This is a genomic window from Chryseobacterium sp. CFS2, from assembly GCF_036543225.1.
Taxonomy (GTDB): Bacteria; Bacteroidota; Bacteroidia; order Flavobacteriales; family Weeksellaceae; genus Chryseobacterium; species Chryseobacterium culicis_A.
The window spans coordinates 74,687-93,290 of record NZ_JAZHQU010000003.1; the positions used below are offsets into that span (position 1 = coordinate 74,687).

Consider the following 18,604-nt stretch of genomic DNA (forward strand, 5'->3'; position numbering starts at 1 on the left):
ATACCACAACCGAAGGGGAAAATATTCCCCTCTTTTGGAGGGGTGGCGAAAATTCAAAGAATTTTTGACGGGGTGGTAAAAAATAAACGAAAAAATGAAAGCTCCTGAAAAAGTAACTTCTATCACAGCATTACACAACTATCTGAAACTGAAAAGGCCTTCCAACCCTCTGATCAGTGTATTTGATTTTAATGAAGTGAATATAGATCCGGAAACTATTCTGAGTGCCGTGACTACAGATTTTTATGTGGTTTCCATTAAAAAGGATTGTGCAGGAAGATGTAAATATGGACAGCATTATTATGATTTTGAGGATGGAATCATGTATTTTATTGCTCCCCATCAGGTATTGCAGTTTGAAGATATTCTGCTTTCTGAAGTTCGAGGAAATGTACTGGTTATACATCCTGATTTTCTGCAGGGATATCCGTTAGCCTCTGTCATAAAAGATTATGGCTACTTCTCTTATACGGCCAATGAAGCGCTGTACCTTTCCGAAAAAGAAGAAAAATCTGTAACGGACATTATGGATAATATCAGCAGAGAGATAGAAGCCAATATGGATGGTTTTACCCAGGATTTATTGGTTTCCAATATTGATTTGCTGTTGAAATACTGTGACAGATTCTACAACCGCCAGTTTTTAACCCGAAAAAAAGTAAATCATGATCTTTTGACTCAGCTTGAAAATTTACTGGATGATTATTTCAAAAATGAAAAACTACTGATCAATGGGATTCCCACCGTACAGTTTGTGGCAGGACAGATGAATATAAGTCCCAATTATCTAAGTGATATGCTGAGGGTGCATACAGGACAGACCACACAGCAGCATATTCAGAACAGAGTGATTGAAAAGGCAAAAGAGCTGTTGTCTACCACTACAATGTCTGTATCTGAGATTGCTTACAATCTGGGATTTGAGCATCCACAGTCTTTTCATCGTTTGTTTAAAAATCAGACCGCTGTTTCTCCTTTAGAATTCAGAAAATCTTTTAATTAATACTGCTATGATGAAAAATATTTTATTAATCGTAACCAATGTAGACCAATACGCGAACAGTCAGCTTAAAACAGGCTTGTGGCTGAGTGAACTGACCCATATTTATCATGCTGCAAAAGAAAAAGGATGGCAGATTACCATTGCTTCTCCAAAAGGCGGACACACTCCTATTGATCCGGAAAGTCTGAAGCCGCTTGTGCTTGATGGTATTTCAAAAAGTTATTATGAAAACCCCGCATTTATGGATATACTGGCTCATACAAAAAGTCTGAGTGAAATAGAAAACAACGCTTTCGATTGTGTTTATCTGACGGGCGGACATGCTACGATGTATGATTTTCCGGATAATCCCACATTACAGGCTATTCTTAGGAAACAGTATGAAAGCCATAAAATGGTTGCCGCGATTTGTCATGGAGTCGGAGGATTGCTGAACGTAAGATTATCAGATGGAGAATATATGATCAAAGGAAAATCTGTAACCGGATTCGACTGGTTTGAAGAATCATTGGCCAGAAGAAAAAATGAAGTTCCTTTTAATCTTGAAGCGGCGCTTAAAGAACGGGGTGTACATTACAGAAAAGCCTTTATTCCTATGACTTCCAACGTGGTGGTTGATGATAATCTGATCACAGGACAAAATCCCTTCAGCTCCAAAGAAATGGCTGGAACAGTTATTCGGGAACTTGAAAGATAACCAGTCTTTTGAAAGGTAGCTATGAATATTTTATTATATTTGTCTGAATTGAATGGGATTTATGACAGGAAAAAATGGAATATTACATGGTATACAGATCGTTAGTATATTTTTAATACTAGTCCATTTTCTGATCCCCAAAACAGAAAACACGACCTTTTCTCCCATAGAAATCACTAGTAATTCCAATTCCGAAGAAAGCCCTCAGAAAAAATGTAATAAGACTTTTCTTGAAGAAAATAACAAGACTCCTATACAATGCAATAATAACTATTGCTCTAATTCTTCTCTCTTTTTTACCACCTCTTTTCCTTCCTTTGGATTTGAAAAATTTATGGATCCGGAAGTAAACAAAGGCTTCTTTTTATACGATGATCCGCCCTATTCTTCCTTTTTTAATTCTATTTGGATTCCGCCCAAAATAAAAATGTAATTTTCAGTTATTGGTAAAATAACATTTTTCAGCTATGGAATATTTTTTTTCCATACCCTATCCTATTATCTTAACCAGAATTACATGACCAGCTGCTGTTCATGGCTTTGTCACGGTGATGTAATCAAACAATGAATTAAAAAAATAATGAAAACAATAGTATCAAACCTTGAAAAAAATACGAATACCATTTATATAATATGCAGAATATTAATTGGATTATTCTTTTTTGTAGCAGGCTTTAACAAACTTTTCCATCCTGTTTTCCAGGGATATATGTTCAATACCATCAGTACTATAGGATTTCCTTTCCCTCAGTTTACGGCCAATTTCACCGCCTTTTGTGAATGTATCTTTGGTTTATTTTTAATGCTGGGTTTTTGGACGAGAATAAGCTCCGTATTTTTAATCGTTATTATACTTGTTGCTTTATTTACCCATGATCTGGGCTCAATTCCTAAGGAACTTATTCCTATCAAACCCGAAACCGGAGTTTATAAAATGGATCCTTTTACATGGTTGGGCTATTTTCTATATCTGCCTCAAATGTTATATCTCCTGTTCTTGCTTCTGTTTTTATTTAAGGGGTGTACAGGATTTGGAATTGATCGTTTCCGAAAAACAAAATCTGGAAACAGCTAATAATTATAAACAGCTCTCTTTGGAGCTGTTTTTTGTTGGAAATCGCAAAATCGCAAGGTTTTTCTAAATTTTATGTATGATTTTAAGACGCAAGAAAATCGAAGATTTTCAGCAAGTGATGATTGTGTTTTTATAATAGAGTAAAGTGATTAGCATATTTTTGCATCAACATCTGTTGACTTAAATCATCTGTGAAAGTTTTAAAATATACAGTGTTTAATTTTATCGAAGATAAAATCTTTGCGTCTTATTGCAGATTTTTTTGATATCATTTTTGCGCCTTTGCGTATCCAAAACATTTTCATTTAAAAAAATAAAAACGCAAAGATTTAATGGTTTCAGATTTTTACTAAAAATGAGTAATGATATCATGTCAACAGATTGTATCATTGATTTTTCCCCTTTGATTCCTCAAGATAAAGTAAAACATTAAAATCTTTGCGCTAAAAAATATTTATAACAAGTTCTGATAAAAAACGCAAAGTTTAAAAATCCAGACCTTTTTATTAGAGCGAACAAAGGTTCGGCAAAGTCGCTGATGAAGCTACGAAACTACGCGTTCGCTTAGAAAGAATCAATGCATTGATTCCTGTCTTTACCTTCTTAAATTTGTAATGAATAATTTAAATCCTTTGCGTTAAATAGATTATACTTTTCCTCTCAATTTTATACTTGTTTTTACGATAAAACTGATTTGGTTATCGTAATAAGGCTCATTACAATAACTACCATTCCTACCACGACAAACATTTTCTTTGTTGGCAGTTTTGAGGTAAGCATGGCAGAAAAAGGAGCGGTAAAAACACCACCCAGCAAAAGTCCCAAAACAATATTCCAGTGATGAATACCAATGGTAAAGATGAAGGTAACGGCACTGGTTATGGTAAGTAAAAACTTGGCAACAGTGGAGCTTCCCACTACATATCGCGGAATTCGTCCTTCTTTTATAAGGGTTCCGGTTACCAATGGTCCCCATCCGCCTCCTGCAAAAGAATCAATAAAACCACCTGTCAGTCCTAATACTCTGAGATTGGTTCTGCGTTTGGTTTTACCTTGTCCTGATTTTTTATCTTTGAATGCATTTCTTAAGATGTTTACTCCAAGATACAAGGTATAGCAGGCGATAATAGGTTTTACAATATGAGCATAATGCTCGCCATAATGAGAAAGCGTTAATGCTCCGATAACAGAACCTACAATAGCCAGCGGGAATAATACCCACACCATTTTCTTATTGACATTTCCCAGTTTATAATGACTGAAACTTCCTGCTGCCGTCGTAAAAGATTCTGCAGAATGAATGCTTGCACTTACAACGGGCGGCGGAACATTCAACAGCAGAAGTATGGTGGTACATATTACTCCATACCCCATTCCCATGGATCCGGCCACAATTTCTGCCATAAAACCAGCAAACAGCATCCAGTAAAAAATATGACCGTCTTTATTCAGAAAGTATTGGATATCCCCGGAAAGATTGAACTGATACACCACAAGGCCAAATAATCCAAAAAGTAATAAAACACCTATAATGGCAAGATAAATATTGGCTTTTCTCTGAGCTGTTTTGGTAATATTGATCAGTTTCTCAATTTCCATATCCGGTTTTGCAGCAACTTTTCCGTCAGATAGATATTCTGTAGTGATCTTATTGAGTTCTTTCACTTTGTAATTGAAATCTCCCGTCAGTTGATTTCGGATATTCTGCATATTATCCAGAACATGATCCATTTCATCAGGGATGACTTCAGTAAAAGTTTCTCTTAATCTTTTAGCGATGGTCGGAGATTTTCCATTGGTGGAAATGGCAATTTTAAGGCTTCCTTTTTTGACAATAGAACCTAAATAAAAATCACACAAATCCGGTTTGTCCGCAATATTGACCAGTACATTTTTTTTCTGGGCTTTTTCTCTGATTTCCCCTGCCAGTACAATATTATTCACTGCTATGATGGCAAGATCCATATCATTAAAATCATGATCATTGTATGACCTTTCGTGAAGAGTGATATTGGAGAACTGATTTTGTAAGGTTCTGACTTCAGGGATAATTTCTTTTGCTACCAGTTTGATGGATGTTTCAGGTGAATTCCCCAGTACGGATTCCAGTTTTTCAAGAGCAACCTTTCCGCCACCGATGATCAGCAGTGAAAGGTTTTCAAGTTTTAAAAATATGGGATATAAAGAATTGCTCATGCTGATTACAGTTTTAAATCATAAGTAAAAGCGAGATAGTACAGTCCCCCGATTTCAGGACCTGCTGCATACTGAAAATAACGTCTGTTCAGTAAATTGGTAGCCCCAATTTTAACATTCGCACGGATTTCAGGAAGCTTCCATGTAGCCTGTGCATCAATGGTATAATAAGCCGGAATTGCTCCTGATGCTAAAGGACTTTCCCACATAAAACCACTCTGCCATCTTGCGACAAGGGTAAATCCTATGTTTTTGACAATTTCTCTGTTTCCGATACTTACATTCACCATCCATTTCGGGGTGTTGAAAGCCGTAATAAACAGATCTGAGGTATTGTTGGACGCAAGATCATTATAAGAAACATTGGTGTTGACATTATAATTTCCTGTGATATTATAACGGATGCCTAAAGAGGTTCCATAGCTTTTGTAGGTATTGTTGCTGTTGGTATAGACTCTGTATCTGTCCTGTTTGCTTCGGTCCAGCATAGCGAGTACAGCGGTATTGCTTCCTACCTGACTGTTTTTTGGGACAGCTACTTCTACCTGACCAAGAAATCCTTCGTAAATATTGTAATAGAAATCCCAATCCAGCACCAGCTTGTTATTGAAGAAAGTAGACTTGTACCCTACTTCAAATGAATTGATTTTTTCCGGCTGTAATTTTTGCAGATTGGCTACTGTTAAAAGCTGTTTATTATCCTGAGCGGCCTGAGCCTGGGTTTTTCCTGCATCTATAGCTGCATTCACCGCTGAGGTAAATTTGTCAATAGAAGCCAGGGTATAGGAGTTTTCCAGATATCCCAGTCCGTCATTCACTTTTGAAAGACCTCCCACTCTTCTTACATTTCCGTTATTTACGAACGAAAGTGCTTCAAATAACGAAGGGAAACGGTATCCGTTTTGGAATGAAGCTCTGAAATTATGTTCTTTAACAGGAGAATAAACAACACTTATTCTAGGGTTAAGTTTGGCTTCAAATTCGGGATTCCTGTCAATACGTAAAGCGGCATTAATTTTTAATTTATCATTAAAGAAAAGCTTGGTAATCTGAGCAAAAGCTCCATATTTCTGATAAATAACATCTTTCCCGAACGTACCATTAGCCAAAGGAATATTTCTTTCGCTTACTGGACGGGCAAAATCCACAAAATTATTTCCATCCGGAGTAATGCTGTACAAACGGTAATCTACTCCTGCAAGAAGATTGAATATCTTTACAAATCTGCTAAAATCGTAGGTAAGTTCTCCTTGATAGAAACGGGATTTCTGTTCCAGTTTGGCTCCACCGGTTGCCGGCGCGCCAGCTATTCCTGCATTAGCTGAATCCCAATTATTGATTCCGATAATGGTATTTTTTAACTGTTCAAAAGCAGCAGTTCCGGGGACAGCTCTGTTTTTATCTGCTTCCTGACGGGCTAAGATGAATGCATCATTAAGATTGGCTCCCGCATTCAGGTTATTCTGAAGAGCCGTTTGAAATATATTCTTCCAGTTGGTGTTGGAAAGATTCGTTAAATCCAGATTGTCTGCCAAAGGTTTCAGATTATAAGAATCTCCGGTGTTTTCTATGGATACATAAGCTCTGAAAGTCAGTTCTTTTCCTGTCAGTTCTACTTTATGGTTTTGAACCGTGGCATTTTGTAACCGGATTTTATTTCCTCTCTGGAAAGTTCCGTCCAGCAAGCCATAACGGTATACATAAGATGTTCTCCACTGATCCCCGAAGCGGTAGTATAGTCCTGCATCGAATTTAATATTTTTTACATCCGGGCTTACAAGATCTTTTTCAAGATATCCTGTCCTCGAAACATTAAATGTGGTAGGCTTTCCGTTATAATCTACTTTTACAGCAACACGGTTGTTTCTTTCATCTCCGTATTTATTCCAAAGATCTTCAGCCGGATTATTGGCCAAAGCAAAATTAGGATTGGCTGTTACCATAGATCCGGGATTCTGATCTGTCAGATTATTTGAAATCCAGTCGGTTCCACTGAAATAAGAGGCATTGACTTTAACGGCGAAATTTTTATTGATCACCTTTGCAAAGCGAATGGCGCTTTCGCCCAAAGAACTTATTTTATGATTAACATGGTCTACATGATTGACTCCGCCACGGAAATAAAGGCTTATTCCTTCAGACGTAAACGGATCTTTGGTCTGTAAGCTGGCCAGCCCGTTGATGGCATTCATTCCGTACAAAGCCGAAGCTGCTCCTGGCGTTACTTCCATAGACTGAATATCCAGCTCTGTAGGCCCTATTGCATTTCCCAATGGTACTCCCAATGTTGCTGACTGTACATCTACTCCATCTACCAACTGCATAAAACGGAAATTATTGGGTGAGTTAAAACCTCTTGAATTAGGGATTTTTAAAGTAAGACTTGAGGTCAAAAGCTGCAGTCCCTTTACATTTTCCAATGTTTCATAGAACGAAGCTGCCGGACTTTCCCTGATGGTTTTAATATCAATTTTTTCAATGGCAATCGGTGATCTTAATATTTTTTCCGGAACTCTGGAGGCTGAAATTACGACATCATCAATAATCGTATTCTGAGGGTTAAGACCTATCGTTATTTTGTTGGAAGGAGAAAGAATTTCAACAGTCTGGCTGGTGAAGCCGTCTTTCTGAATAACCACCCGAAATGGAATGGTAACTCTTGTTCTGATCTTAAAATTTCCCAGTTGATCTGTGATGGCATTATCCTGTGTATTTTCGATGTATACTTTTACAGAATCGAGGCCTTTGCTTGTCCCTGTATTTTTGATGCTTCCACTAAGTTCTATGAGCTGCTGCTGGGCTTCTGCCAGGTTAAAAAATAGAAATGTAAATGCGATAATACCTACTTTAGGCAGAAAATTTCCCTGTTTTTTGTTTTTCATTTTTGCTTCATTTTTTAGGTTTGAGAATGAAGCTGTCTGAACTTTTTCATTGATTATTTTTAACCGCAAAAGACACAAAAGTTCTCATTTTAAAACACTTTAGTTCACCTAAGTAAGTTTAAAATGATGCCGTAGAAAGCTCACATTAGATGAAAGATGAAAATCAAAGATTTTCACAAAACTTAGGTGTTCTTATTATGCACAAAGTTGGGCTCTTAAAAAGCTTAAGTGTTTAAAAACTTTTGTGACTTTTGTGGTTGGATTGAAAACTTCAAACAGCTTTGATTGTATTGTTATTGAAGAATAAACAACACATACACATTCGTCTCCCAAAATGAAGAGGTTTAGTTTTTATATTTTTTTTTAGATCATAATGAAAATTAGCCATATAATTAATTTAAGGTATGTAAGTAACGGTATGAAAAATCACCAAATGTTTCTTCTGCAAGTCTTTTCTGTACATAAATTCCGAAAAGCTCATCAAGGGTTGTAAGAATTTCTTCTTCGCCAATATTTTCTTTAAATTTTGTATTCAATCGCATTCCCAGACGGTCTCCTCCGATGTGAAGGTTATATTTTCCATAAGCTGTACCCACAAATCCGATTTCAGCATTTGGAGATCTCCCACATCCATTAGGACATCCGGTCATACGAATGGTAATATCTTCGTCCCGCAGGCCATATTTTTCAAGGATAGGTTCTATTTTTGTGACCAAAGAAGGAAGATAGCGCTGAGCTTCAGCCAATGCCAGTGAACAGGTGTTCAAAGCTACACAGGCAACAGAGTTTTTACGCAGAGCACTGGCTCCGTTTGTATATTCTGAAATTCCGTGTTCTTTTAAAATATGTTCAATTTCTGGTTTATCTTTTTCATCAATATCAGCAAGAATAAGGTTCTGGTTACAGGTAAAACGGAAATTGGCATTGCCAGTCTGCGCTACTTTTAATAATCCTGATTTTAAAGGATATTCTGCCGTATTAAGGATTCTTCCATGCTCTACAAATACAGTGTAAAACCATTTTCCTTCATGATTTTGAATCCAGCCGTAACGGTCTTTTCTCTGTTCAAACTTAAATTCTCTGGCAGGTTCAAAGCTGAATCCTGTTCTTTTTTCTACTTCGGCCCTGTACTGGTCGATACCCAATTTATCAATCGTATATTTTAATCTTGATAATTTCCGGTCGCTTCTGTTCCCGAAGTCTCTTTGAACCGTGATGATTTCGTAGACAGCCTTCAAAACTTTTTTTTCCGTATCTACAAACCCAAGAATGGAGGCAAGACGTGCATAGGTTGCTTCGTTTCCATGAGTGGCACCAAGTCCTCCTCCGGCAGCTATATTGTAGCCAACAATTTTATCATTTTCGATAATAGCAATTAAGGCAATATCATTGATGAATACATCCACATCGTTATTAGGAGGAACAGCTATTCCTATTTTCAGCTTTCTCGGAAGATATCTGTCCTGATACAGAGGATCTTCTTCTGCTTTACGGTCCACCAGAAGTTCATCATCAATCCAGATATCATAATAAGATTTGGTTTTTGGAAGACACATCTCACTGATTTTCCCTGCCAGTTCGTAAGCTTCCTTGTGCAAAGGTGATTCTGAGGGATTGGCTGTACACGTTACATTTCTGTTGACATCCCCACAAGCGGCAATAGAATCCAGATGCTGAAGATTGAAGCTTTGGATGGTAGGTCTTAAATGAGATTTTAAAATGCCATGCAGCTGAATCGTTTGTCTTGTGGTTACTTTAATGGTTCCGGTGGAATGATCTTCTGCTGTTTCATTCAATCCTATCCATTGTTCCGGAGTTAAAAAGCCGCCGGGAAGTCTTAATCTGATCATGTAGGAGTATAGCCATTCCAGTTTTTTAGAAACACGCTCTTCCCTTCGGTCTCTGTCGTCCTGTTGGTACATTCCATGAAATTTGATCAGCGTCTGATCATCTTCCCTTATGGCTCCGGTAATAGAATCAGCAAGGCTTTCTTTTAAAGATCCCCTAAGCCCGTTACTGCTGGTTTTAATCCTTTCTACCGGTGAAAGGTTTTCTTTATCATTGTTCATAATTGTTTCCTTTAATTTTTTACGACTACTTCTTTATTCCATTTAATAAACATCTTTGGCATATCTGCCACTAAGCTCCATTTCTTCCAGATAAAGGGCTGCATCTTCTTTGCTTCTTTTTCCTTCATTCTGAATGATGGTGAGAAGTGTCTGTTCTACGTCACGAGCCATTGGTTCTTTGGCTCCGCAAACGTATACAGATGCTCCGCCTTCCAGCCAGTAAAAAACTTCCTGTGCTTTTTGTTCCAGTCTGTGCTGAACATATATTTTTTCAGTGGTATCTCTTGAAAAAGCAAGGTCTAAATGAGTGAGACTGCCTGTTTTAATAAAATCCTGAAGTTCTGCCTGATAAAGGAAGTCTGACACGAAGCTTCTATCCCCGAAAAACAACCAGTTTCTTCCTTCCGCACCTGTTGCATCACGCTCCCAGAGGAATGATCTGAAAGGAGCTATTCCTGTACCGGGACCAATCATGATGATATCTTTATCAGCTTGAGGCAATTTGAAGTGTCCTGCATCCTGAATATAAAACTCAATATCTTCTCCTTCTTTGAATTCACTCAGAAAACCACTGCATAATCCATTATGTTTCTGATGGTCTATAAAGAATTCTGATTTAGCGACCGTAATATGAATTTCCGTGTCCCCATGCGCTTCTACAGAGGAAGAAATTGAATACAGACGAGGAGCCTGAGCGGTTAATATCTGAATAATTTCTTCAAATTCATCAGCATTTTTTACCGGATAAATCCTAAGCAGATCAAGAAGGCTTAATCTGACTTCCGGAATGGAATGTTCTGTTATTTTCGCATATTGAACAACAACAGATTTAAGCAGATAGGTGATGTTAAGATGTTTGTGTAACAGTTCTTCAGCGGTATCTGTAATTTTTGCTGTTTCTATCTTTTTTTGAGGATCAATTCCTGTAAGGGTAATAATTTCATCTACTATAGATTTTGAATTGAAAGGAATTAGTCCTAACGCTGCACCCGGCTGATAAGCAAGAGCTTCATCTGTTTCAATTTCGATATGATAGGTTTCTTTTTCAGATGTAATATCATTTAGGTTGATGATTGCTGAAACTTTTCCCTGGTATTTCTTTCTTCCGGCAGAAACCTTTGGAGCTGAAATACTTTTTGTACTCTGACCAGCATTTTTATTAACTGTCTCGAATACATGTTCTATCCAGTGTGAAGCTTCCTGCTCATAATCGATATCACATTTCTTTAATGGAATAACGCGCTGAGCTCCCAATATTTCAAAGCGTGAATCTACATCTTCTCCTGTTTTGCAGAACAGAGGGTAACTGCTGTCTCCTAAAGCCAATACTCCGAATTTAAGTCCGCTAAGATTAATTTCATTTTCATAAATATAATCATAGAACTTTTTGGCCAGCGCTGGCGGTTCACCTTCTCCCTGAGTGCTTATCACTACGAAGAAAAACTCTTCTTTAGCCAAATCTTTGGGTTTGTACTGAGAAAGGTCGGCCAGTTTTACCTGAAGTCCTTTTTTCTTCACAATACCTGCCAAAGCTGTCGCTAATTTTTTACTGTTTCCGGTTTCTGTTCCGTAAGCCAGGGTTATTTTCTTTACAACATTCTGTGTAATACTATTCGTTTCCTGAGGCGGCAGTACGGCGGTCAGTGACGATCCTCCGGCAATACCGGCAAGATATCCGCTTGCCCAAATGGCTTCATCTCTGGATAAGTCTCCGGATATTTGTTTTAATACATTTAATTTAGTTTCAGACAGCATATTCAAAGAAATTTTGAGTTGTAGGGATTAGACTTCCGTTTTCCACTGATTTAAAGTAAAGACCTTCCTGTTCGGCATTTTCCAGCCATGAAAATTCTTCGTGAAGGTTAACAATTTTGCCCACAACAACCAATGAAGGTGAAGCAAAGTTTTTGTCTCCGAATTTTTCATTAAAATCATCAAATGATGAGGTGTACACCTTTTGGAAAGGCGTTGTCGCCTGTTCAATGACTGCAATTTTTTTATCACCTGAAATCTCAAGCTGTTTCAGCTTTTCCACAAGAGGAGTCAGATTTCCTTTAGACATATAGAAAACAAGGGTATCATTGGTTAAAGCAAGCTCTTTCCAGTATTCTTCACTCACAATTTCTGATTTATAATACGTCAGAAAACGTACTGATGTAGAATATCCTCTTGCTGTTAAAGGCATCCCTGCAAATGCGGCGGCTCCTAATGCGGCTGTAATTCCCGGAATAATTTCGTAAGGGATATGATTGTGTTTTAAAGCCTGCAATTCATCCAGAATATTGGAGAATATAGAAACGTCTCCTCCTTTAAGCCTGACAATAGTTTTGTTCTGAAGGGCATATTCCACCATCAAAGTATTGATATGAGACTGCGGTGTGGAAGCATTTTTACTGCATTCTTTCCCTACATAGATGATTTCAGTGTTTTCATTGACGTAGGTTTCCAGAATCTCCGGACTTACAAGGCGGTCACATAAGATGACATCTGCTTCTGCGATTGCTTTTACTGCTTTTACAGTGATCAGTTCAGGGTTGCCGGGCCCTGCACCGATAAGGAAGACCTTTGGTGATTTTATGTTTGTTTTCATTGAAGTAGGTGTTATTTAAGGATTTAGAAGAGTCCTTCTACGGACAGATACCTTTCTCCGGTATCGTAATTGATGGTGAGAATTTTAGCGTTAGGTTGTATTTCCGGTAAATGTTTTGCAATGGCTGCTAGAGCGGCTCCTGTGGAAACTCCCACAAAAAGACCTTCTTGTTTAGCGGCATTGAGGGCGTATTCATAAGCTTCTTCCTTTCCTACTGTGATTACTCCGTCTAAAAGAGTAATATCCAGAATGGAAGGAACAAATCCAGCTCCGAGTCCTTGTAATGGATGTGGTGCGGGGCTTCCTCCGCTGAGTACGGGAGATAATTCCGGCTCTACAGCAATTACTTTTACATTAGGATACTTTTCCTTTACTGCTTTTGCAATTCCGGTGATGTGTCCTCCGGTTCCTACTCCTGTAATGATGTAATCCAGGCCATCCGGGAAATCTTTTAAAATTTCCTGTGCGGTGGTTTCTACGTGTACTTTTACATTGGCAGGATTGTCAAACTGTCTTGGAATCCATGAATTGGGGGTTTCTTCAGCAAGCTCATTGGCTTTTTCAATGGCTCCTTTCATCCCTTTTTCTCTTGGGGTAAGTACGAATTCTGCTCCATACGCTTCCATAATTTTACGGCGTTCAATGCTCATACTTTCCGGCATGACAAGGATCAGTTTGTATCCTTTTACAGCAGCTACCAAAGCGAGTCCTATCCCTGTATTTCCACTCGTGGGTTCTATAATGACACTGTCTTTATTTAATAATCCTTTCGCTTCTGCATCTTCTATCATGGCCAGACCAATTCTGTCTTTAATGCTTCCGCCAGGGTTGCTTTTTTCAAGTTTGATCCAGATTTCATGATCTGAATTGAAGAGTTTATTAATTTTTACGACGGGTGTGTTTCCAATCGTTTCTAATGCGTTCTGAAATTTCATATCAATGTACTTTTTTGTTTTTTTAAATCACAAAGGTTAATGATTCCGGTAATGAAGTATTATCCTTTATTTTTATTTCACTTTTGTGGTAGACCAGAGAGTTGGCAGGAACATCTTGGGTTACCCAGACATTTCCTCCTATGATACTTTCTCTGCCTATGGTTGTTTCGCCTCCCAGAATGGTGGCTCCCGAATAGATAATCACATCATCTTCAATATTGGGATGCCTTTTCTGATGGGCTTTTTCTTTGGAAACATTCAAGGCTCCGAGGGTTACTCCCTGATAGATTTTGACATTGTTTCCAATAATGGTTGTTTCTCCAATCACTATTCCTGTTCCGTGATCAATAAAAAAAGATTTGCCGATGGTAGCTCCGGGATGAATATCAATTCCGGTTTTACTGTGGGCATATTCTGAAATGACCCGCGGTAGAATCTTCACTTCCTGACTCCAAAGCTGGTGCGAAATACGGTAGACATAGGTGGCAAAAAAGCCCGGATATGCCAGATATACCTCTTCCAGAGAATCTGCTGCCGGATCAAATTCCAGAATAGATTTTGCATCCAGAACCAACTGATTATATAACTCCGGCAAGGCTTCAAAAAATTGATTGACTTGTTTTTCTGTAATATTTTTATCTCCTGCAACGGTATTAATTAAGTCAGATAGTGTTTCCTGCAGAGCATCGAAATTTCTTTTCAGCTGCTCTTCAGTATTGTCAGTCTGAGGCAGGAAAAGTGTTTCATACAAATCCTTAACCCATTTTTTGGTCTTTATTTTATCAAAGAATCCATGAATGCTGTTTTGCTTTGTCTGATGAATTCTTTCAATTAATTGATCGGAAATTGCCATTTTTTCTATTGAATTATACAGGCTGCTACCGTTGAATTGGACGTTTCATCTACCAAAATGGCAGAGCCCGTTGTTTTATTATTGGTAAAGCTGTCATAGACCAAAGGCTGTGCCGTTCGTAGGGTAACTTTCACAATTTCATTGAGTTTAATTTCCCCATCTGCCTGTTCTCTGATAAGAGTATTAACATTGATCTTGTAATCTACTTCTTTCACAACGGCTTTGACAAGTCTGCTATTCTGTTGCAACAGATATTTATTCCCTGGCTGCAAAGGCTTCTGATCAAGCCAGCATAACAGAATTTCAAGGTCTTTTTCAACGGTAGGAACATGTTCTTCCGTTGCAAAAATATCTCCTCTGCTGACATCTACATCATGAGCAAGGTGAATCACTGCAGGCTGACCTTCAAATGCCTCTTCTTTTTCAACGCCATTGATCTCTATCTTCGTAATTTCAGTCGTAAGATCTGCAGGAAGAATATGAATTTTGTCTCCTTTGGTGAATTTTCCACTAAGTATCTGCCCGGCATAGCCTCGGTAATCATGCAGTTCCTCCGTTTGAGGACGAATCACATACTGAACCTGAAAACGGCTTCCATTGTTTTTTTCTTCATTTAAAGTTACTTCTTCAAGATACTCAAGAAGAGAGCTTCCTTCATACCAATCTGTCTTTGATGATTTTGAAACAATATTGTCGCCCTTTAATGCAGAGATCGGAAAATAGCTTACGTCATTTAATCCCAGATTTTCTGCAATTTTTGTATATTCTGATTTTATATTTTCAAAAACATCTTCTGCATAATCCACCATATCCATTTTGTTGATGGCTACCGCAACTTTCTTCAACTGTAATAAAGAGGCGATGATGGAATGTCTTCTGGTCTGTTCTATCACACCTTTTCGGGCATCGATCAGAATGACCATCAGGTCAGAATTGGATGCTCCGGTGATCATATTACGGGTATATTGCACATGTCCGGGAGCATCAGCAATAATAAATTTTCTTTTTGCCGTTGAAAAATAACGGTAGGCAACATCAATAGTGATTCCCTGTTCTCTTTCTGCACGCAATCCGTCTGTTAGAAGAGCAAGGTCTACCCCGTCTTCATTTTTATTTTTAGAATGTTTTTCAAGGACTTCCAATTGATCCTGTAAAATACTTTTGCTATCGTAAAGCAGTCTGCCGATAAGGGTACTTTTACCGTCATCTACACTTCCTGCTGTTATAAATCTTAATATATCCATCCGATTTTTGTTATAAATGATAAGTGATAAATAATAATTGATAAAAATATTCTGTGTGATCGTTGATCAATTATCTTTTATCATTGATTAAAAATAGCCTCCTTTTTTTCTGTCTTCCATGGCGGCTTCTGTCACTCTGTCGTCAATTCTTGTTTCGCCACGTTCTGAAATTCTGGTCGCTACAATTTCTTCGATTACGGCATCTATTGTTACCGCATTGGATTCTACTGCAGCGGTACAGGTCATGTCTCCAACGGTACGGTAGCGTATTTTTTTGGTAGTGATAATATCCTCCGGCTCTAAAAAGACGTGTGAGGAATTGGCAAGCCACTGACCGTTAAAATCTACCACTTCTCTTTCATGCGAAAAATAAATGGAAGGAAGTGCAATTTTTTCTCTTCGGATATAGTTCCAGATGTCAAGCTCTGTCCAGTTGCTGATAGGGAAAACTCTTACATTTTCTCCTTTGTGAATTTTTCCATTGAAGATATTCCATAGCTCAGGACGCTGAAGTTTAGGATCCCACTGCCCGAATTCATCACGGACGGAAAATATTCTTTCCTTGGCGCGGGCTTTTTCCTCATCTCTTCTGGCTCCTCCGATGCAGGCATCAAATTCAAATTCTTCAATCGTATCAAGAAGTGTATAAGTTTGCAGCCAGTTTCTGCTTGGAAATTTACCTTTGGCCTCCGTTAATTTTTTACTTTTTATCGTGTCTTCCACTTTCCTTACAGCCAGATTGACCTCTAACTGCTTTACCAGCTGATCACGAAAATCCAGAACTTCCGGAAAGTTGTGTCCGGTATCTACATGAACAAAGGTAAACGGTATTTTGCCATGGAAGAATGCTTTTCTTGCCAGATGAGCCAGTACAATACTGTCTTTTCCACCACTGAATAATAAGGCAGGACGTTCAAACTGACCGGCTACTTCTCTTAATATATAAATAGATTCAGCTTCTAACTGATCTAAATAATTGAACTGATGTATTGACATTTTTTTCTTTTTTTATTGATGAATATGCAGACCGCATTCTTTTTTGTTGGCATCTTCCCACCACCAACGGCCTGCTCTGAAATCTTCTCCTTCTTTGATGGCTCTGGTACAAGGCTCACATCCTATGCTTACAAATCCTTTTTTATGAAGATGATTGTAGGGCAGATGATGATCTTTTACATATGCTGTCACCTGTTCTGTAGTCCAGTGAAGGATAGGATGAAATTTTATTATCTTATTATCCGGATCCCATTCCAGCTGGGGCATATTTTGCCTGTTGGGAGAATGTTCTGACCTCAGGCCTGTAACCCATACTTTATAGTCTTCCAGTGCTTTTCTCAGAGGGTGAACCTTTCGGATGGTACAGCACGCTTTTCTTTTTTCTACGGACTGATAGAATGAATCCGGTCCATTTTCGGTTACAAATTCCCTGAGTTCTTCAGTATCCGGATAGTAGGCTTTGATATTCTTTTTGAAAAAAGCCTTTGTGGAGGTCCAGGTTTCATAGGTTTGTTCAAAAAGTCTTCCGGTATCAAGCGTGAATATTTCAATAGTTAAATCTTTTATCAGATGAGTGATAACCTGATCTTCGTAACTGAAACTGGTTGAAAAGATAACTTCTCCCGGGAATCTTTCGGTCAGTATTTGCAGCCCATTTGTTTGAAAAGAAGCTTCACTAGCCTCTTTTACAAGATTTTCGTATTCATTTTCCAGACTGTTTTTCATTTTGAATTGAGATTTAAGTCTTGCAAATATATACAAAATTCTATAACTCCTATCAAAATAGTAGAATTTAAATAAAAAAAATTAATTGTTATTGATAAACTTAGTCAGAGTGGCCTCCATCATGCTTGTTCTGGTCTTTTCACGAACGATCATTAATTCTTTTCTTAAGTAACAGACCGCTTCATCTACACAATCATCACATGCTTCATAAAAATTTAGAGATACACATGGCGTAAGAGCAATAGGCCCATCGAAAATACGGTAAATATCTGCTAATGAGACCTCGTCGGGTGATTTCAGCAAGTAATATCCTCCTACTTTGCCTTGTTTACTGTTCACCAGTTTGGCTCTTTTAAGTTCGAGAAGAATTTGTTCCAAAAATTTCTTGGGGATGTTTTCGTCTTGTGCAATAACGGAGGTTGGCAGAAAGCCCTGGTTATAATTCCTTGCTAATCTGACCATTGCTTTAAGCGCATATTTGCAACGTTTCGACATCATAATTCCTGCAAGTTATGATAAATTATTGTATAAATGAAATGTTTTTATGGTTGAAGACTTTGCATTTAACTGTAAAAGTCACAAAAGATTTTAAAAACACTTAAGTTGATTTTAAGTAAGAAATAAACTGTCGAGGAGTTCAATTAAGCTTAAAAAAATCAAACATTTTCTATTGCCTGAGATTATTTTAGTCTAAAAATATGCACAAACATCTGTGGAAATCTGTGCAATCTGGTGGAAAAAAGATACTCAATAAGTTTACCCTTTGTGCAATATAAAGTAAGCCAGTTCTCTATCCTCTCGTACCAGGTTTTCAATTCTGCTGAAGCCGCTTTTTAAAAGTACTTTTTGAGATCCTATATTATCAAGATCAGTAACAGCCACAATATCTTTCTGATGATTCAGTGAAGAACAATAATCAACAAGAGCTTTACAGACTTCAGTTCCAAGTCCTTTACCCCAATAATCTTCTCCTAATGTATAACCGATTTCTAGTTGTTCCGGATGGTCAAGGAAGACTCTTGCGAGACACATTCCTACAAAATCATTATTCTTTGTGTTAAATATTCCCCATCTGCTGAATGGTTCTGTTTCATAATCTGCCAGTGCTTTGTCAAACATCTCTTTATATTCTTCGGGAGTTTTGTAAGGCAGGTACCGGGTAACATTTTCATTTTCAAAAAGAGTAGAAAATAAAGGGAATTCTTCGGGAGTAAATTCGCGGATGGTGATGGTGTCGTTTTTATAATGCACTGAATATTGTTATCAAAGAATAAAATTACATAAATAAATGAAGAACTGCTCATAAATACAATAAAAAATTGGGCTTACCATGAAGCC

The 18,604-nt window shown here is 37.8% G+C and carries 15 protein-coding genes; 3 read left to right on the forward strand and 12 right to left on the reverse strand.

All coding sequences use genetic code 11. The features are described 5' to 3' along the window. The first annotated feature begins 94 nt into the window (after positions 1 to 94). From ODR02_RS07180 to ODR02_RS07190, 3 genes are all read left to right on the forward strand, one after another. Positions 95 to 1,003 (forward strand): helix-turn-helix domain-containing protein, encoded by a 909-nt coding sequence (locus tag ODR02_RS07180; protein WP_209784376.1) that lies wholly within the window; start codon positions 95 to 97, stop codon positions 1,001 to 1,003. Positions 1,004 to 1,010: 7 nt separating this feature from the next. Continuing rightward, positions 1,011 to 1,700 (forward strand): type 1 glutamine amidotransferase domain-containing protein, encoded by a 690-nt coding sequence (locus tag ODR02_RS07185; protein WP_309511971.1) that lies wholly within the window; start codon positions 1,011 to 1,013, stop codon positions 1,698 to 1,700. A gap of 580 nt (positions 1,701 to 2,280) precedes the next feature. Beyond that, positions 2,281 to 2,775, forward strand: a complete 495-nt coding sequence (locus ODR02_RS07190; RefSeq protein WP_309511972.1) for a DoxX family protein — start codon at positions 2,281 to 2,283, stop codon at positions 2,773 to 2,775. A gap of 678 nt (positions 2,776 to 3,453) precedes the next feature. On the opposite strand, the gene ODR02_RS07195 is transcribed toward ODR02_RS07190, so the two are convergent. From ODR02_RS07195 to ODR02_RS07250, 12 genes are all read right to left on the reverse strand, one after another. Further along, entirely contained in the window at positions 3,454 to 4,971 is a 1,518-nt protein-coding gene (locus tag ODR02_RS07195; protein ID WP_309511973.1) for a TSUP family transporter, read from the reverse strand. Positions 4,972 to 4,976: 5 nt separating this feature from the next. After that, entirely contained in the window at positions 4,977 to 7,853 is a 2,877-nt protein-coding gene (locus ODR02_RS07200; RefSeq protein WP_309511974.1) for a TonB-dependent receptor, read from the reverse strand. Positions 7,854 to 8,245: 392 nt separating this feature from the next. Next, positions 8,246 to 9,922, reverse strand: a complete 1,677-nt coding sequence (cysI, locus tag ODR02_RS07205) for an assimilatory sulfite reductase (NADPH) hemoprotein subunit (protein ID WP_309511975.1) — start codon at positions 9,920 to 9,922, stop codon at positions 8,246 to 8,248. Between the two features lie 42 nt (positions 9,923 to 9,964). Beyond that, positions 9,965 to 11,677 (reverse strand): diflavin oxidoreductase, encoded by a 1,713-nt coding sequence (locus ODR02_RS07210; protein ID WP_309511976.1) that lies wholly within the window; start codon positions 11,675 to 11,677, stop codon positions 9,965 to 9,967. After that, the gene (cobA, locus tag ODR02_RS07215) at positions 11,667 to 12,512 is read right to left on the reverse strand and encodes a uroporphyrinogen-III C-methyltransferase (protein WP_309511977.1); all 846 of its coding nucleotides are present in this window, start codon (positions 12,510 to 12,512) and stop codon (positions 11,667 to 11,669) included. The genes ODR02_RS07210 and cobA overlap by 11 nt, the downstream gene beginning before the upstream one ends. A gap of 23 nt (positions 12,513 to 12,535) precedes the next feature. Beyond that, entirely contained in the window at positions 12,536 to 13,447 is a 912-nt protein-coding gene (cysK, locus tag ODR02_RS07220) for a cysteine synthase A (protein ID WP_309511978.1), read from the reverse strand. 22 nt (positions 13,448 to 13,469) lie between these two features. Continuing rightward, positions 13,470 to 14,300, reverse strand: coding sequence for a serine O-acetyltransferase EpsC (epsC, locus tag ODR02_RS07225; protein WP_309511979.1), 831 nt, complete (start codon positions 14,298 to 14,300; stop codon positions 13,470 to 13,472). A gap of 5 nt (positions 14,301 to 14,305) precedes the next feature. After that, positions 14,306 to 15,544, reverse strand: a complete 1,239-nt coding sequence (locus tag ODR02_RS07230; protein WP_309511980.1) for a sulfate adenylyltransferase subunit 1 — start codon at positions 15,542 to 15,544, stop codon at positions 14,306 to 14,308. An 87-nt stretch (positions 15,545 to 15,631) separates the two neighbouring features. Then, on the reverse strand, positions 15,632 to 16,540 hold the full coding sequence (gene cysD / locus ODR02_RS07235) for a sulfate adenylyltransferase subunit CysD (RefSeq protein ID WP_209784386.1): 909 nt from the start codon (positions 16,538 to 16,540) through the stop codon (positions 15,632 to 15,634). Positions 16,541 to 16,552: 12 nt separating this feature from the next. Further along, positions 16,553 to 17,266, reverse strand: coding sequence for a phosphoadenylyl-sulfate reductase (locus tag ODR02_RS07240; RefSeq protein ID WP_309511981.1), 714 nt, complete (start codon positions 17,264 to 17,266; stop codon positions 16,553 to 16,555). Positions 17,267 to 17,347: 81 nt separating this feature from the next. Then, complete coding sequence (locus tag ODR02_RS07245; RefSeq protein WP_309511982.1) at positions 17,348 to 17,764, reverse strand: RrF2 family transcriptional regulator; 417 nt, start codon at positions 17,762 to 17,764, stop codon at positions 17,348 to 17,350. Between the two features lie 258 nt (positions 17,765 to 18,022). Beyond that, positions 18,023 to 18,517 (reverse strand): GNAT family N-acetyltransferase, encoded by a 495-nt coding sequence (locus ODR02_RS07250; RefSeq protein WP_309511983.1) that lies wholly within the window; start codon positions 18,515 to 18,517, stop codon positions 18,023 to 18,025. Positions 18,518 to 18,604: the final 87 nt, after the last annotated feature.

Bases quoted from the DNA above. Each gene is read 5' to 3' on its own strand.
- ODR02_RS07180 (WP_209784376.1), top strand. From the start codon at position 95: ATGAAAGCTCCTGAAAAAGTAACTTCTATCACAGCATTACACAACTAT.
- ODR02_RS07185 (WP_309511971.1), top strand. From the start codon at position 1,011: ATGATGAAAAATATTTTATTAATCGTAACCAATGTAGACCAATACGCG.
- ODR02_RS07190 (WP_309511972.1), top strand. From the start codon at position 2,281: ATGAAAACAATAGTATCAAACCTTGAAAAAAATACGAATACCATTTAT.
- ODR02_RS07195 (WP_309511973.1), bottom strand. From the start codon at position 4,971: ATGAGCAATTCTTTATATCCCATATTTTTAAAACTTGAAAACCTTTCA.
- ODR02_RS07200 (WP_309511974.1), bottom strand. From the start codon at position 7,853: ATGAAAAACAAAAAACAGGGAAATTTTCTGCCTAAAGTAGGTATTATC.
- cysI (WP_309511975.1), bottom strand. From the start codon at position 9,922: ATGAACAATGATAAAGAAAACCTTTCACCGGTAGAAAGGATTAAAACC.
- ODR02_RS07210 (WP_309511976.1), bottom strand. From the start codon at position 11,677: ATGCTGTCTGAAACTAAATTAAATGTATTAAAACAAATATCCGGAGAC.
- cobA (WP_309511977.1), bottom strand. From the start codon at position 12,512: ATGAAAACAAACATAAAATCACCAAAGGTCTTCCTTATCGGTGCAGGG.
- cysK (WP_309511978.1), bottom strand. From the start codon at position 13,447: ATGAAATTTCAGAACGCATTAGAAACGATTGGAAACACACCCGTCGTA.
- epsC (WP_309511979.1), bottom strand. From the start codon at position 14,300: ATGGCAATTTCCGATCAATTAATTGAAAGAATTCATCAGACAAAGCAA.
- ODR02_RS07230 (WP_309511980.1), bottom strand. From the start codon at position 15,544: ATGGATATATTAAGATTTATAACAGCAGGAAGTGTAGATGACGGTAAA.
- cysD (WP_209784386.1), bottom strand. From the start codon at position 16,540: ATGTCAATACATCAGTTCAATTATTTAGATCAGTTAGAAGCTGAATCT.
- ODR02_RS07240 (WP_309511981.1), bottom strand. From the start codon at position 17,266: ATGAAAAACAGTCTGGAAAATGAATACGAAAATCTTGTAAAAGAGGCT.
- ODR02_RS07245 (WP_309511982.1), bottom strand. From the start codon at position 17,764: ATGATGTCGAAACGTTGCAAATATGCGCTTAAAGCAATGGTCAGATTA.